The following is a 12,946-nucleotide window of genomic DNA, read 5'->3' as shown; positions in this document are numbered from 1 at the left end:
CGGCGGCGTGGATCCAACGCTTCAGGACGCCGAGTCGTACCGCGACAGGTTGGGGCTGCGCGGCGACGTGCGCCGGTTCGAGGACGGCTCGTTGCCCGTCTTCGCCATCGGGGACGAGTTGGTGCTGAAGCTGTTCCCGCCGGAGTACCACGACGAGGCACCTGTGGAAGCCGCGGTGATGGAGGCGTTGCAAGGCAAGTTGCCGACTCCGGAACTGCACGCCACCGGGTTGCTGGACGACTGGGCGTACGTGCTGATGTCGCGGCTGCACGGGGAAGAGCCCGAAACGCCGGACGTCGAGGTCAGCCGGCAGGTCGGAGAGATGCTCAGAACACTCCACGCCGTCAAGGCGCCGCACGTCCTCGGGCCGGGGGACTGGGCGGCGTTCGTGCGGAGGCAGCGGGCCGGATGTGTTGAGTTGCAACGGAAGCGTGGGCTGCAAGACGAGTGGCTGGAGCGGATTCCGCAGTTCCTGGACGGGGTGGAGTTCGGGGACGCGCAGCCGGTGTTGTTGCACACCGAGGTGATGAGCGCGCATCTGTTGTGGCGGAACGGGAAAATCAGCGGATTGTTCGACTTCGAGCCGGCCATGCGCGGGGCGTTCGAGTACGAGTTCGCGAGTGCCGGGCTGTTCGTGACGAAAGGCGACCGCGCGTGCTGGCGGGCGTTGGTCGAGGGGTACGGGCGGGTGCCGGACCCGCGGAGGGTGATGGCGTACGCGCTGTTGCACGTTTACTCGAACATGCCGGTCTACCTGCGGAAGATGCCGGAAGGCGACACGTTCGAGGAACTCGCGGAGCGGTGGTTCGGAGGGTGAGTGAGCCAACCGGTTGTATCGGTGATGGATCTGGCGGGCCACTCCGTAGAATGGACGAAACGCGAGAGGAGGTCGCTCATGACGCAGCCTTACGTGGTGCGGTACGTCGGCGGTCCCCTCGACGGCAGGGTGGATTCGCTGCCGTCCACGCCGGAGGACCCCAAGCAGACGGTGACGTACGTGCACCTGCACGGCGGGCCCAAGATCGTGCACGTGTACGACCTGTCGTACGCGGTCGAGTACGGGTGTGAGTACCGCCTGCGGGCCGAAGAGGTCGAGCGCGCCGAAGAGTCGTGACAGCCGAGGAGTCGTGAGAGCGCTCCCACGCCCTAGATGATCTTGCTGCCCACCCTGTCATCGGAATTGTCGGGGGTGTAGGGCATGCTGGGGCACAGGTGTTCGAACGGGGAGGCAGCGCGATGGCGAAGAAGAGCGGGCTGTCGGCGGAGGACGTCGTCAACCTGCGCTCGCAGTTGGACGAAGGCAGTCAGCCGATGGTGTGGTTCACGGCGGCCGCGGTCGGCATGGAGGAGGGCAGGTCGGCCAAGCTGCTGGCCGTCACCGATCCTCCCGAGGGCGATTTCATCCAGGTCCGGCCGACGGGCTCGAAGGACGAGATGTTCCTGTCCCCGACCGAGTTGACGCTGGACAAGCCGCCGCCCCGGAAGAAGCCGGCGACCCCGCCGCCTGCGCCGGTGGAGGCGCCGCGAGAGACTGAGATCATCCACCCCTACGTTCCGGAGGCGCCGGTGAAGCCCGCGGCCCCCAAGCCGAAACCCGCACCCGCGGCCGCTCCCGCCGAGCAGGCGCCCGCGCCCGCGCCGAAGCCCGCGCGCAAGCAGCAGGCGAAGGCCACCTTCCCCGAGGTCACGATCACGCTCGTGACGACCGGCGAGGGCGAGTGGGCCGTGGAGGTGCTCCAAGGCACCCGCCGGACGGTCAAGCCGACGCCGGTGCCGCCCGCCGCCGTGGCGCAGGCGTCGAAGTTGCTCGCGCCCGAGGTCGCGGAGATCGTCGAGGGCGTGCTGAACGCGGCGCGTGCTCAGCAGCTCGCCCGGGTGGAGCAGTTGCGGGCCGAACTGGAGGCCGCGCAGAAGGCTCTGGAGGAGCTGGGCGCGTAGCGGCATCACGGGCTGCGACGCCCCGGTGGTTGTCCCCACGCGTTCGGGTGAGAGGGGTTCCCAGGGGTTGTGGCGGGGCGGACCGTGGAACGTGCGGAGGTCCCGCGCAGGTCCGGCTTGGAGTACGGGGAGGCCCTGATGGGTACGTGTGGGTGCTGTTCCGGGTGCACGGGTCCCGGCTGCGGCTGCTGTTCCGGCTGCTGACACGGTTTTTCGGGCGGGGAGCCAGGCGGGCTCCCCGCCCTTTCGTAACCAAACCCGGCCGTGGGACGACCTTCCAGACATGAAGATCGTTTACCGGGACAACCGCGACTTCCGGCACGAACAGCCCGAAGCGGTGCCCGACCCGCGAGAGCCGGACGCCGCAGACCCCGATCAGGGCGGGCAGACGGTGCCGTTCGACGGCACCTTCGCGTCGATCAGGTAGTCCCGCGCCGCCGTCGTGGCGCACCCGGACGTCCCCAGCGCGCCGTGCCCGCTGCCCTGCCACGCCACCAGTGCCGCCCCCGGCAGCCGCTGCGCCGCGTGCTCGGTGCCCGGCGCGGGGGTCGTCGCGTCGTTGGCCGTGCTCAGCACGACGACCGGCGGCGCGCTCTTCAACGGGTCGACCTTCTCCGCCTTGGGCGGCACGAACGGGTTGCAGTGCAGCAGCTGACGGGCGAACAGCGCACCGAACATCGCGTGCTTCGTCGCCCAGTCGGCGGTGAGCGCCTTCACCCGGTCCGGTGGGATGCGGGTGGCCGTGTCGTTGCAGCCGATGATCAGACCGGCGTCGAAGCGCGGCGGGTTCTCGTCGAGGTCGTTGACCACCGGGTCGAGGAACGCGAACAGCCCGGCGGCGTCACCGCCGCGCGCCTTCACGACGGCGTCGGCGAGCGCGGGCCAGCGGCCGCGGTCGGACAGGCCCTCGACGATCGCGTTCAACGCCGAACCGGGCGTGAGGTCGACGTACTCGCCGCGCACCCGGTTGGTCCGCAGCTGCGTGAGCAGGGCGGCGACGTCCTCACGCGGGTTGGCCAGCGCGCAGCCGCGGGTCTTGCAGTCCCGGGCGAACGCGTCGAACGTCGCCTCGGCCGCGATCGCGCGCGACTCCAGCACGCCGACCTGGTCCAGCGCGGGGTCGGGGGCGCCGTCGAGGATGGTGCGGCCGATGCGGGCCGGGTAGCGCTGCGCGTAGGTCGTGATCACCCGCGAGCCCTCGCCGACGCCGATCGCGTTGAGGCGTTCGGTGCCGAGCATCTCGCGCAGTCGTTCGAGGTCGGCGGCCGCGCGCCACGAGTCGAACGCCGTCAGCCTGCCTTCGAGGTCGAGCACGCACTCCTGCGACGCCTCGCCCGCGGCGACCACGAGGTTCGACTGCTCGGGCTCGGCCGGGTCGTACTCGACGAGTTGCGCGCGGGTGGCGTTCGGCACGCACGACATGCCGTCCGAACGGCCCGTGCCGCGCCGGTCCACGCCGATGATCGTGTAGGTGGTGAGGAGTTCCTTCGGCAACGACGCCGCGAGCCGCGCGGCCTTCAGCGTGCCGGGCTCACCGCCGGGGTCGGTGACGACGACCAGCGCGCTCTTGCCCGTGCCGACGCGGGTCAGCGCGAGGCCGAGCGTGCCGCGGCCGGGACGTCCGGGCGGGTCGAGCACGGTCGTCATGCGCGCGCACTCGTACTTCAGGTCACCCTGGGGAGCGGTGTCACCGAAGCGGTCCTTCATCTGCTCGTTGCACTGGGTCCAAGGCAGCGAACTGGCCTTGTACTCGCCCAGCGGGGGCACGGGCTGCGGCCCGGCGAGCGCGCTCTGGTCGACGGGCTGGTTCTCCTCGCCCTTGACCGCGATCACCGGCCGGATCGACGGACCCGCGGTGCACGCGCTCAGCATGCTCACTGCCAGTAGGGCCAAGGCAGCGCGACGCACAGATTTCCTCACTCTCATCCACACTCCGAGATGCCGAGCCTCGCACGCGGAAGGTGAACTGAAGGTGAGTCGAGAAGTGCCCTTCGCGCCTCCGCTCACCTTCACGACCCGTCCTTTTCGACTGGACACGGTGAGACAGGATGGACGCATGGCTCACGCTGATCGGCTCCCCGCCGCACGCCTCTTGGGCGGCGTCCCGCCGACGGCGCTGGTGCTGCTCGGCATCGTCAGCGTGCAGGTCGGCGCGGCGTTCGCGAAGCAGCTCTTCACCGTCGCCGGCTCGGCGGGCACCGTCACGTTGCGCCTGGTCATGGCCGCGTTGATCCTCGTCGCGCTCTGGCGTCCGAAGATCAGGTTCGACCGCACGCTGATCACCGTCGCCGTCTACGGCGTGGTGCTCGCCGCGATGAACCTCTGCTTCTACGCCGCGCTGGCCCGCATCCCGCTGGGCGCCGCCGTCACGATCGAGTTCCTCGGACCGCTCGCGGTGGCCGTCGCGGGGTCACGGCGCTGGCTCGACGGCCTGTGGGTGGTGCTCGCGGGCGCGGGAGTGGTGCTGCTGACCGGGTTCCAGGGCGGTCTGTTGTGGACGGGCGTGCTGTTCGCGCTCGCGGCGGGCGCGTGCTGGGCCGGGTACATCCTCGTGACGGCCAAGCTCGGCAGCCAGACGAGCGACGGCCAGGGCCTCGCGCTCGCGATGGTGGTCGGGGCGGTGATCGCGCTGCCGTTCGGGATCACCTCGGCGGGGACGGCGATGCTCGACCCGCTGATCCTCGCGGCCGGGTTCGCGGTCGCGTTGATGTCGTCGGTGATCCCGTACTCGCTGGAGCTGGAGGCGTTGCGGCGCATGCCACCGCGCGTGTTCGGCATCCTGATGTCGATGGAACCGGTCGTCGCCGCGGTCGCCGGACTGCTGCTGCTCGGCGAGCAGCTCAAACCGGCGCAATGGGTCGCCGTGTGCTGCGTGGTGATCGCGTCGATCGGGTCGACGCGCACGGCCAAGCCCGACGTCTAACGGGCCCGCAGCTCGCCCTTCAGCACGGACGCCACGTCGTAACGAGCCGGGATCTCCAGCTGGTCGTAGCGGCACGACAGCGGTTCGCGGTCCGGCCGCCACCGCGCGAACTGGCCGTTGTGCCGCAACCGCACCGGCTGTTCGCCCTCGGTCTGGGTGTAGTGGATCTCCAGCACCCGTTCGGGACGCAACGCCACGTACTCGGCCTGCTTGCCGCGCCACCGGTTGATCTCGCCGGGAATCCGTTGCCCCTGCTGGGGGTTCGCCCACGGGTGGTCGTCGCCGGTGGTGATCAGCGGCGCCAGTTCGGCGGCCAGCTCACGGCGTTCGGCCGCCTTGAACGACCCGCACACGCCGATGTGGTGCAGCACGTCGTTCGAGTCGTAGACGCCGAGCAGCAACGAACCGACCGCCGTGCCGGGCTCGGTGTCCTTGTGCCAGCGCAGTCCCGCGAGCACGACGTCGGCGGTGCGCGCGTGCTTCACCTTGATCATCGACCGCTTGCCCGGCGTGTACGGCCCGTCCGACGGCTTGCCCATCACGCCGTCGAGCCCGGCGCCCTCGAACAGCGTGAACCACTGCCGCGCCGTCTCGACCGACGTCGTCGCGGGCGTGATGCTGAGCCCCGGCAACCCGAGCAGTTTCTCGCGCCGCGCGACCGTCGGCGTCTCCAGCAGCACGTCGGACCCGAGGGCCAGCAGGTCGAACGCGACGAACGTGGCCGGCGTCGACTCGGACAGCAACGCCACCCGCGAGGCCGCCGGGTGGATCCGCTCGGACAACGCGTCGAAGTCCAGCTCCTCGTTCTTCGCCACCACGAGTTCGCCGTCGACGACGACGCGGTCGGGCAGCACGTCCAGCATGGACGCGACGACCTCGGGGAAGTAGCGGTTGAGCGGCTTGCCGCTGCGCGACTGCAACAACACTTCGTCGCCCGCGCGGAACACCACGCACCGGAACCCGTCCCACTTCGGTTCGAAGAACAGGTTCGCGTCGTCCGGGATCCCGTCCACCGCGGTGGCGAGCATCGGCTGCAGCGGCGGTGTCAGCGGTAGGTCCACGCGCACATCCTGCCTCTTCAGCTGGAATTCCGCCGCTGGTACCGCAACAACAACACGTCGTCCGCGCGCAGCACCGAAGCCAGCGCGAGGTCCACCGGCGGGACCACGGCGCCGTGTGCGATCCGCGCGGAGTCCCCGACCGCGAGCACCGGCGCCACCGTCAGGTTCAGCGCGTCGACCAGGCCCTCGGCCACCATCGACCCGAACAGCCTGGGACCGCCTTCAAGGTTGATCTTGTGCAGGCCGCGCGCCGCGAGGGCGTCCACCGCCACCTCCAGGTCCACCTCGGTCTCGCCGGCGATGATCACGTCGGCGGGCAGGTCCGGCACGTCCGCGGCCTCGGTGGTGATCACGATCGGCGGCACGGCGGTGTCGGTGAACAGCGGCAGGTCCGGCGTCAGCGACCCGCGCGACGTGACGACGGCGATCGGCAGCGGCCGGTCCCGCCTGGCGCCCCGGTAGCCCTCGACCAGCACGGTCGTGGCGCCGACCAGCACGACGTCGGCGAGTTCCCGCCCGAGCAGGTAGACCTGCCGGTCCGCGGCCGACCCCAGCCCGGCCGACCGGCCGTCGACGGAGACCGCGCCGTCCACGCTGGACACGAAGTTCGCGATCACCCACGTCCGGTCCGGCGGGTAGTCGTACAGCGACGCCAGGGCTGTGTCGGTCATCTCAACGCCCGGTGAGGGCCACAACATCTCCACCGAGCCATCCCACCACGCCGATAAGCTCCCGGCATGCGCTTGTCCGACCGGGATCCCCAGGTCAGCCCCGACGAACTGATCGAGAACCTGGTACCGCCGCCGAGGTTCGGCTCCGTCAGCTTCGACACGTACATCCCGAACCCGGACGAGCCGTCGCAGGCCGCCGCCGTCGAGGCCGGCCGCCTGTTCGCCGCGCGGGTCAGCGTGAAGCGCAGGAAGTGGTCGCTGTTCGGCTCCCGCGACGACGAACCCGGCAAGCTCGGCCTCTACCTCGACGGCGGGTTCGGCGTCGGCAAGACCCACCTGCTCGCCTCGCTCTGGCACGCCGTGCCGGGTCCCAAGGCGTACGGCACGTTCGTCGAGCTGACGAACCTCGTCGGCGTCCTCACGTTCCCCGAGGCCGTGAAGCGCCTGTCCGCGCACAAGCTGCTCGCCATCGACGAGTTCGAACTCGACGACCCCGGCGACACCATGCTCGTCACCCGCCTGATCAAGGAACTGACGGCGCACGGCGTGCACGTCGCCGCCACCTCCAACACCCTGCCGGACAAGCTCGGCGAGGGCCGCTTCGCCGCCGCCGACTTCCTGCGCGAGATCCAGTCGATGTCGTCGAGGTTCGACGTCGTCCGCGTCGACGGCCCCGACTACCGCCACCGCGGCCTGCCTGACGCCCCCTCACCGATGTCAGAGGGTGAATTGATGGTGAGGGCCTCCACCACGGACGGCTCGACGCTCGACGACTTCGACGAGCTGTGCACGGCACTGGCCCGCATCCACCCGTCGAAGTACGGCAGGCTGCTCGACGGCGTCACGGCCGTGCACCTCAAGGACGTCAAGCCCGCGCCCGACCAGAACGTCGGCCTGCGGCTCGTGGCGTTCGGCGACCGCCTCTACGACCGCGACATCCCGGTCGCGGTGTCGGGGCAGCCGCTGTCGGAGCTGTTCACCGAGGAGATGTTGCGCGGCGGCTACCGCAAGAAGTACCTGCGGGCGGTGTCGCGGCTGGTGGCGCTGAGCCGTCAGTGAGCGATCTTCGGCCTGCTCCGGTGGTGTGAGGTGGGGAAAAGGCGAGTTTGACTCCGGCGGCGTTCGAGTATCCACTGTGTGGCGGGCGGGAATGATGACGTCCCGACGTCTTCCGGAGGCATCCATGCTGAGTGAAGCCGAACGCCGCTCCCTCGAGGAGATCGAGCAGCGGTTGCTGGCGGACGAGCCCAGACTCGCCCGCACCATGAACCGCCAGGTGCGGCCGTGGTTGTTCTACTCCCTCCTGCTCGTCTTCGGCGGCCTGACGGTGTTGCTCACCGTGATCGGCGCGTTCGGCCCCGCCTTCCAGTGCCTGCTGGTGACCGCCGGCGTGCTGGTGTTCCGCAGGTACCCGCTGCGCCTGAGGTAGCCGGAAACTCGCTGGCGCCGGGGCCCGCGGTTCCCCGACCATCTCCGGCGTGGGGTATCTGGAGGCGAACGGGCTCGCGTACGCCCTGCCCGATGGCAGGGAGCTGTTCCGCGACGTCTCGTTCAAGGTGAGCGGCGGGACCGTGGTCGCGCTCGTCGGCGCGAACGGCGTCGGCAAGACGACGTTGCAGCGGATCCTGTCGGGCGAGCTCACCCCGAAGCAGGGCAGCGTGCACGTGCAGGGCGGGCTGGCGGTGATGCCGCAGTTCATCGGTTCGGTGCGGGACGAGAGCCTGGTGCGGGACCTGTTGCTGTCCGTGGCGCCCGAAGCACTCCGGAACGCGGCGCGCGAACTCGACGACGCCGAACTGGCGTTGATGGACACCGACGACGAAGCCGCCCAGATGCGCTACGCCAACGCCCTGACCGGCTACGGCGAGGCCGGCGGGTACGACGTCGAGGTCCTCTGGGACACCGTGACCGTCGCCGCGCTCGGGCTGCCGTACGACCGGGCCCGGTTCCGCGAGGTGCGGACGCTCTCCGGCGGCGAGCAGAAGCGGCTGGTGCTGGAGACGTTGCTGCGCGGCCACGAGCAGGTGCTGCTGCTCGACGAGCCCGACAACTACCTGGACGTGCCCGGCAAGCGCTGGCTCGAAGAACGCCTCAAAGCCACCGACAAGGCCGTGTTCGTCATCAGCCACGACCGGGAGCTGCTCGCCAACGCCGCCACGCACGTCGTCACGGTCGAGGCGCACTCCGCGTGGACGCACCCCGGCTCGTTCGGCACGTGGCACGACGCGCGCACCAAACGCATCGACAAGCTCAAGGAAGACCACCGCCGCTGGAACGAGGAGCACGAACGCCTCAAGGAACTCGTGCGGACCCTCCAGCAGCAGGCGAAGTACTACGAGTCGATGGCACCCAAGTACCGGGTGATGGCCGCACGGCTGCAACGCTTCGAAGAAGCGGGTCCGCCGCCGGAGATCCCCACGGACGAGAAGGTCAGCCCACGGCTCAAGGGCGGCCGTACGGGCGTGCGCGCGATCACGTGCGAGCAGCTGGAACTGACCGGGCTCATGCAACCGTTCTCGCAGGAGATCTTCTTCGGCGACCGGGTGGCGGTGCTGGGCTCGAACGGCTCCGGCAAGAGCCACTTCCTGCGGCTGCTCGGCGGGGACACCGTCAGGACCACCGGCGACTGGAAGCTCGGCGCACGGGTCGTGCCCGGCCTGTTCGCGCAGACGCACGAACACCCGGAGTGGCTCGGCCGCACGCTCGTGGACATCCTCTGGCACGGCGAGGGCCGGCGCGCGGGCAAGGACCGGGGCGCGGCCATGTCGGTGTTGCAGCGCTACGGCCTGCACCACGCGGGCGACCAGCGGTTCGAGAACCTCTCCGGCGGCCAGCAGGCGCGGTTCCAGATCCTGCTGCTGGAGCTGTCCGGGGCGACGTTGCTGCTGCTCGACGAGCCGACCGACAACCTCGACCTCGCGTCGGCGGAGGCGTTGCAGAACGCGCTGAACGACTTCGAGGGCACGGTCGTCGCCGTCACGCACGACCGGTGGTTCGCCAAGTCGTTCGACCGGTTCCTGCACTTCCGGGCGGACGGCCAGGTGTCCGAAGTGGACGAGCCGGTCTGGACCTAGACACGACCTAGAGCTCCCAGGACACGAACGCGCCCTCGCCGACGGTTCCGCCGGCCTTCGCGTAGGTGCCCTGCGCCGCCGCGTCACCCGCGGCGGTGCCGGTCCACATCGCGTAGCAACCCCGTTCCACCGCAACCGCCTTCAACGCCTCGACCAGCGCCGTTCCGATGCCGCGGCGCAGGAACGCGTCGTCCACCCCGAGCTCGTAGAGGAACATCTCGGTGCCCTTGTCCGGGTGCGTGGTCTCGATCCCGGACACGAACCCGGCCGGCTCCTCGCCGACGTACGCGATCAGCAGGTGGTGGTGATCCTGCGCCAGGAACCGCGCGGTCGCGTCCGGCAACGGCTGCGCGTCGAACAGGTGCGCGGCGGCGAACACGTCGTCGGAGGAGGCGGCGCGGCGGATCTTCATACCGCCAGGCTATGCAATCCCGGTGTTCATCTCCGGGTGGCGGAACCGCTGGCGTGTCGACCGGCCCCCGAGGCGGTCATTCGACGTGCGCGGGCAGCTTCCCGTTCTTGACCAGCTTCGTCAGGTCGTCGTGGTCGGCCTCGGTCTGGTCGGCGTAGTCGAACGCGTACTTCGCGAACGCCTCGTCGACGTCGTCGCCGTCCCCGTTCTGGAAGTACCCGGCGAGCAGCCGCGGGTCGAGCGAACGGGTGTGCGCACGGGCCAGCAGCGCGCCCGCGAACCGGCCGTAGTCGTCGAGGTCGTCGCGCTTCAAGGTCGTCGCGTCGATCTCGCCCTTGCGGTTGCGGAACTGCCGCACGATGAAGTGCCGGCCCTCGATCGTCGTCCAGCCCAGCAGGATGTCCGTCTCGGCCTGCACGAGCCGCGCGCCGTGCACGATCCGCTTGCCCTCGTGCTTGGACGCCGGCACGTCGAGGAACGGCTGCAACGCCGACGGCCGGGCTTCCTTGGCCTGCAGCACCAACGCCTCGGAGCCGTTGCCGTGCAACAGGATCAGGTAGTTGCGCAGGCCGACGCTGCCGGTGCCGACGACGCGGAACGCCACGTCCGACACGCCGTAGCGCATGATCAGGTTCGTCCGCGACTCGCGCAGGGTGTCCACGTAGGACGGCAGCGCGGCGATCACGGCCGCCTTGGTCGGGGGAGTGGCCTCGGTGAACGTCGGCGGGTTCGTCACGAACCGCCACTTCTCGCCGTCGTGCGCGGTCCACTTCGCGGCGAACCGGGCGCTGGTGTTCTTGCGCGACTTCTCGGCGGCCTTGGAGAAGTCGTTGATCAGGTCGTCAGCCTTGACCTTCGACAGCGTCGACTCGTCGCCCAGCGCGCTCCACGAGTCCATGAACGGGATCTCCGCGAGGTGCCGGATCGCGCCCCGGTACGCGCGCACGGCGTCCTCGGCGGCGTCGCGGCAGCCCTTGTCCGACACGCCCCCGACGCGGCCCGCCAGTACCAGCGAGGCGGCGAGGCGCTTGAGGTCCCACTCCCACGGGCCGGGCAGCGTCTCGTCGAAGTCGTTGATGTCCATGACGATCTGGCCCTCGGGCGTGCCGTAGAGGCCGAAGTTCGCTGCGTGTGCATCACCGCACAACTGAGCGTGAAGTCCGGTCGAGCACCCGGCGGCCAGATCGCCCGCCTGCAGGCCCGCCGAGCCGCGGAAGAACGCGAACGGGTTCTCGAGCATCCGCCCGACCCGCAACGGGATCAGGTGCTCGAGCCGGCCCTCGTTGCTGGCGCGCATGAACTCCAGCACGGACGGGCGGCCGGACGCGAGCGACATCGCGCGGTGCGCCTTGAAGTCCACTGAGGACCGCAGCGCGCGTCCCTCCGCGTAGACCTCTTCCGGCTCAACCCATCTGCCCAAAGCGGCAGCGGCCTCAGCACGCACGCGTTCACCCATACGAGCCATGATGCATGCGGCGGACGGGCAACGTGGCCCGTCCGCCGCATTTGTGACCTTGCCACGAGGGAAAATCCCCCTAAACGGGACGAACGACCTCCGCGATCGCCCGCACGCCGAGGTCGATCTCGTCGCGGGTGATCACCAGCGGCGGCGCGACGCGCAACGTCGACGCGTGCGTCTCCTTGCACAGCACCCCGCGGGCGGCCAGCGCCTCGGAGGCGGTGCGGCCGACGGGTCCGCCCGGCGCGATCTCGACACCGGCCCACAGCCCGCGCCCGCGCACCTCGGCCACGCCGGAGCCGACCAGCTTGCCGAGTTCCGCGTGCAGGTAAGCCCCCATCTCCCGCGAGCGCTCCTGGAACTCGCCGGTCGCGAGCAGCCGCACGACCGCGCGGCCGACCGCGCAGGCGAGCGGGTTGCCGCCGAAGGTCGACCCGTGCTCGCCGGGCTTGAGCACGCCCAGCACCGCGCGGGACCCGACGACCGCGGACACCGGCAGGATGCCACCGCCCAGCGCCTTGCCCAGCGTGTAGAGGTCGGCGCGCACGCCCTCGTGGTCGAGCGCGAACAGCTCACCGGTGCGCCCGAGGCCCGACTGGATCTCGTCGGCGATCATCAGCACGTCGTTCTCGTCGCACAGGCGGCGGATGCCCGCGAGGTACCCGGCGGGCGGCACGACGACGCCGGCCTCGCCCTGGATCGGCTCCAGGAGGACGGCGGCGGTGCGCGGGGAGATCGCGGACTCGATCTCGTCCAGCGCCCCGTACTTCACGACCTTGAAGCCCGGCGTGAACGGACCGAAGTCGTTGCGGGCGGTGTCGTCGGTCGAGAACGACACGATCGTCGTGGTGCGGCCGTGGAAGTTGGATCCGGCGACGATGATCTCGGCGGTGCCCTCCGGCACGCCCTTGACCTGGTAGGCCCACTTGCGCGCGACCTTGATCGCGGACTCGACGGCCTCGGCGCCGGAGTTCATCGCGAGGACCATCTCGGTGCCGGTGAGCTGGGCGAGCTCGCGGCAGAAGAGGCCGAACTGGTCGTGGTGGAACGCGCGGCTCGTCAGCGTGACGCGGCCGAGCTGCTCGACGGCGGCGGCCACCAGGGCGGGGTGGCGGTGGCCGAAGTTGAGCGAGGAGTACCCGGACAGGAAGTCCAGGTAGCGACGCCCCTCGACGTCGGTGACCCACGCACCTTCGCCGTGTGAGATCACCACCGGAAGCGGGTGGTAGTTGTGCGTGCTCCACTCTTCGTCGAGTCCGACGTAGTCAGCGCTAGCCAAATCAGTGGTCCCCGCGGTGTGGTGCTCAGCGATGGCGGTCATCCTCCCAGGTTAGGGGCCTGAACAAGCGATTTCGACCGTGAACTATTGCGCACTGCCTCAGTTCGTTGCAGACATTCACCAAAGCGT

Annotated in this window: 14 protein-coding genes; 8 read left to right on the top strand and 6 right to left on the bottom strand. The window is 70.1% G+C overall.

What is annotated here, in order from left to right; translation table 11 throughout:
- Positions 1–7 precede the first annotated feature (7 nt).
- The 4 genes from QSK25_RS41090 to QSK25_RS41075 all read left to right on the top strand — a co-directional run bounded on the left by QSK25_RS41090 (position 8) and on the right by QSK25_RS41075 (position 2,365).
- The gene (locus tag QSK25_RS41090) at positions 8–817 is read left to right on the top strand and encodes an aminoglycoside phosphotransferase family protein (protein WP_285646689.1); all 810 of its coding nucleotides are present in this window, start codon (positions 8–10) and stop codon (positions 815–817) included.
- Between the two features lie 78 nt (positions 818–895).
- Positions 896–1,114: a DUF8847 domain-containing protein gene (locus tag QSK25_RS41085; RefSeq protein ID WP_285646687.1), complete on the top strand. Its 219-nt coding sequence runs from the start codon at positions 896–898 to the stop codon at positions 1,112–1,114.
- Positions 1,115–1,236: 122 nt separating this feature from the next.
- Complete coding sequence (locus QSK25_RS41080; protein ID WP_285646685.1) at positions 1,237–1,938, top strand: DUF6319 family protein; 702 nt, start codon at positions 1,237–1,239, stop codon at positions 1,936–1,938.
- Between the two features lie 283 nt (positions 1,939–2,221).
- Positions 2,222–2,365: a hypothetical protein gene (locus tag QSK25_RS41075; RefSeq protein WP_285646684.1), complete on the top strand. Its 144-nt coding sequence runs from the start codon at positions 2,222–2,224 to the stop codon at positions 2,363–2,365.
- Here the strand turns inward: QSK25_RS41075 and QSK25_RS41070 are convergent.
- A complete protein-coding gene (locus QSK25_RS41070) occupies positions 2,314–3,810 on the bottom strand; it encodes an alpha/beta hydrolase (protein ID WP_285646779.1) in 1,497 nt (498 codons plus the stop codon). The two genes, QSK25_RS41075 and QSK25_RS41070, sit on opposite strands and share 52 nt — an antisense overlap.
- Before the next feature lie 184 nt (positions 3,811–3,994).
- On the opposite strand from QSK25_RS41070, the gene QSK25_RS41065 reads away from it, so the two are divergent.
- On the top strand, positions 3,995–4,861 hold the full coding sequence (locus QSK25_RS41065) for an EamA family transporter (RefSeq protein WP_285646682.1): 867 nt from the start codon (positions 3,995–3,997) through the stop codon (positions 4,859–4,861).
- Here QSK25_RS41065 and QSK25_RS41060 read toward each other — a convergent pair.
- On the bottom strand, positions 4,858–5,922 hold the full coding sequence (locus QSK25_RS41060; protein ID WP_285646681.1) for an ATP-dependent DNA ligase: 1,065 nt from the start codon (positions 5,920–5,922) through the stop codon (positions 4,858–4,860). The two genes, QSK25_RS41065 and QSK25_RS41060, sit on opposite strands and share 4 nt — an antisense overlap.
- 17 nt (positions 5,923–5,939) lie before the next feature.
- Complete coding sequence (locus QSK25_RS41055; protein WP_285646680.1) at positions 5,940–6,593, bottom strand: dihydrofolate reductase family protein; 654 nt, start codon at positions 6,591–6,593, stop codon at positions 5,940–5,942.
- Between the two features lie 66 nt (positions 6,594–6,659).
- On the opposite strand from QSK25_RS41055, the gene zapE reads away from it, so the two are divergent.
- The 3 genes from zapE to QSK25_RS41040 all read left to right on the top strand — a co-directional run bounded on the left by zapE (position 6,660) and on the right by QSK25_RS41040 (position 9,667).
- The gene (zapE, locus tag QSK25_RS41050) at positions 6,660–7,652 is read left to right on the top strand and encodes a cell division protein ZapE (protein ID WP_285646679.1); all 993 of its coding nucleotides are present in this window, start codon (positions 6,660–6,662) and stop codon (positions 7,650–7,652) included.
- Positions 7,653–7,776: 124 nt separating this feature from the next.
- Positions 7,777–8,022 carry a DUF3040 domain-containing protein gene (locus QSK25_RS41045; protein WP_285646678.1) on the top strand — a complete coding sequence of 82 codons (246 nt, stop codon included), beginning with the start codon at positions 7,777–7,779 and terminating at the stop codon, positions 8,020–8,022.
- 49 nt (positions 8,023–8,071) lie between these two features.
- Positions 8,072–9,667 carry an ABC-F family ATP-binding cassette domain-containing protein gene (locus QSK25_RS41040; RefSeq protein WP_285646677.1) on the top strand — a complete coding sequence of 532 codons (1,596 nt, stop codon included), beginning with the start codon at positions 8,072–8,074 and terminating at the stop codon, positions 9,665–9,667.
- 7 nt (positions 9,668–9,674) lie between these two features.
- Here the strand turns inward: QSK25_RS41040 and QSK25_RS41035 are convergent, their stop codons facing one another.
- The 3 genes from QSK25_RS41035 to rocD form a co-directional block, all read right to left on the bottom strand.
- Positions 9,675–10,079 carry a GNAT family N-acetyltransferase gene (locus tag QSK25_RS41035; RefSeq protein WP_285646676.1) on the bottom strand — a complete coding sequence of 135 codons (405 nt, stop codon included), beginning with the start codon at positions 10,077–10,079 and terminating at the stop codon, positions 9,675–9,677.
- A gap of 76 nt (positions 10,080–10,155) precedes the next feature.
- Positions 10,156–11,535, bottom strand: coding sequence for a DUF2252 domain-containing protein (locus QSK25_RS41030; RefSeq protein ID WP_285646675.1), 1,380 nt, complete (start codon positions 11,533–11,535; stop codon positions 10,156–10,158).
- Positions 11,536–11,614: 79 nt separating this feature from the next.
- Complete coding sequence (gene rocD / locus QSK25_RS41025) at positions 11,615–12,859, bottom strand: ornithine--oxo-acid transaminase (RefSeq protein ID WP_285646674.1); 1,245 nt, start codon at positions 12,857–12,859, stop codon at positions 11,615–11,617.
- Between the last annotated feature and the right edge of the window lie 87 nt (positions 12,860–12,946).

Source organism: Lentzea sp. NBRC 102530, assembly GCF_030269365.1.
Taxonomy (GTDB): domain Bacteria; phylum Actinomycetota; class Actinomycetes; order Mycobacteriales; family Pseudonocardiaceae; genus Lentzea.
The sequence above is the reverse complement of the archived record's forward strand: the minus strand, read 5'-3'. Positions and strand labels throughout refer to the sequence as shown.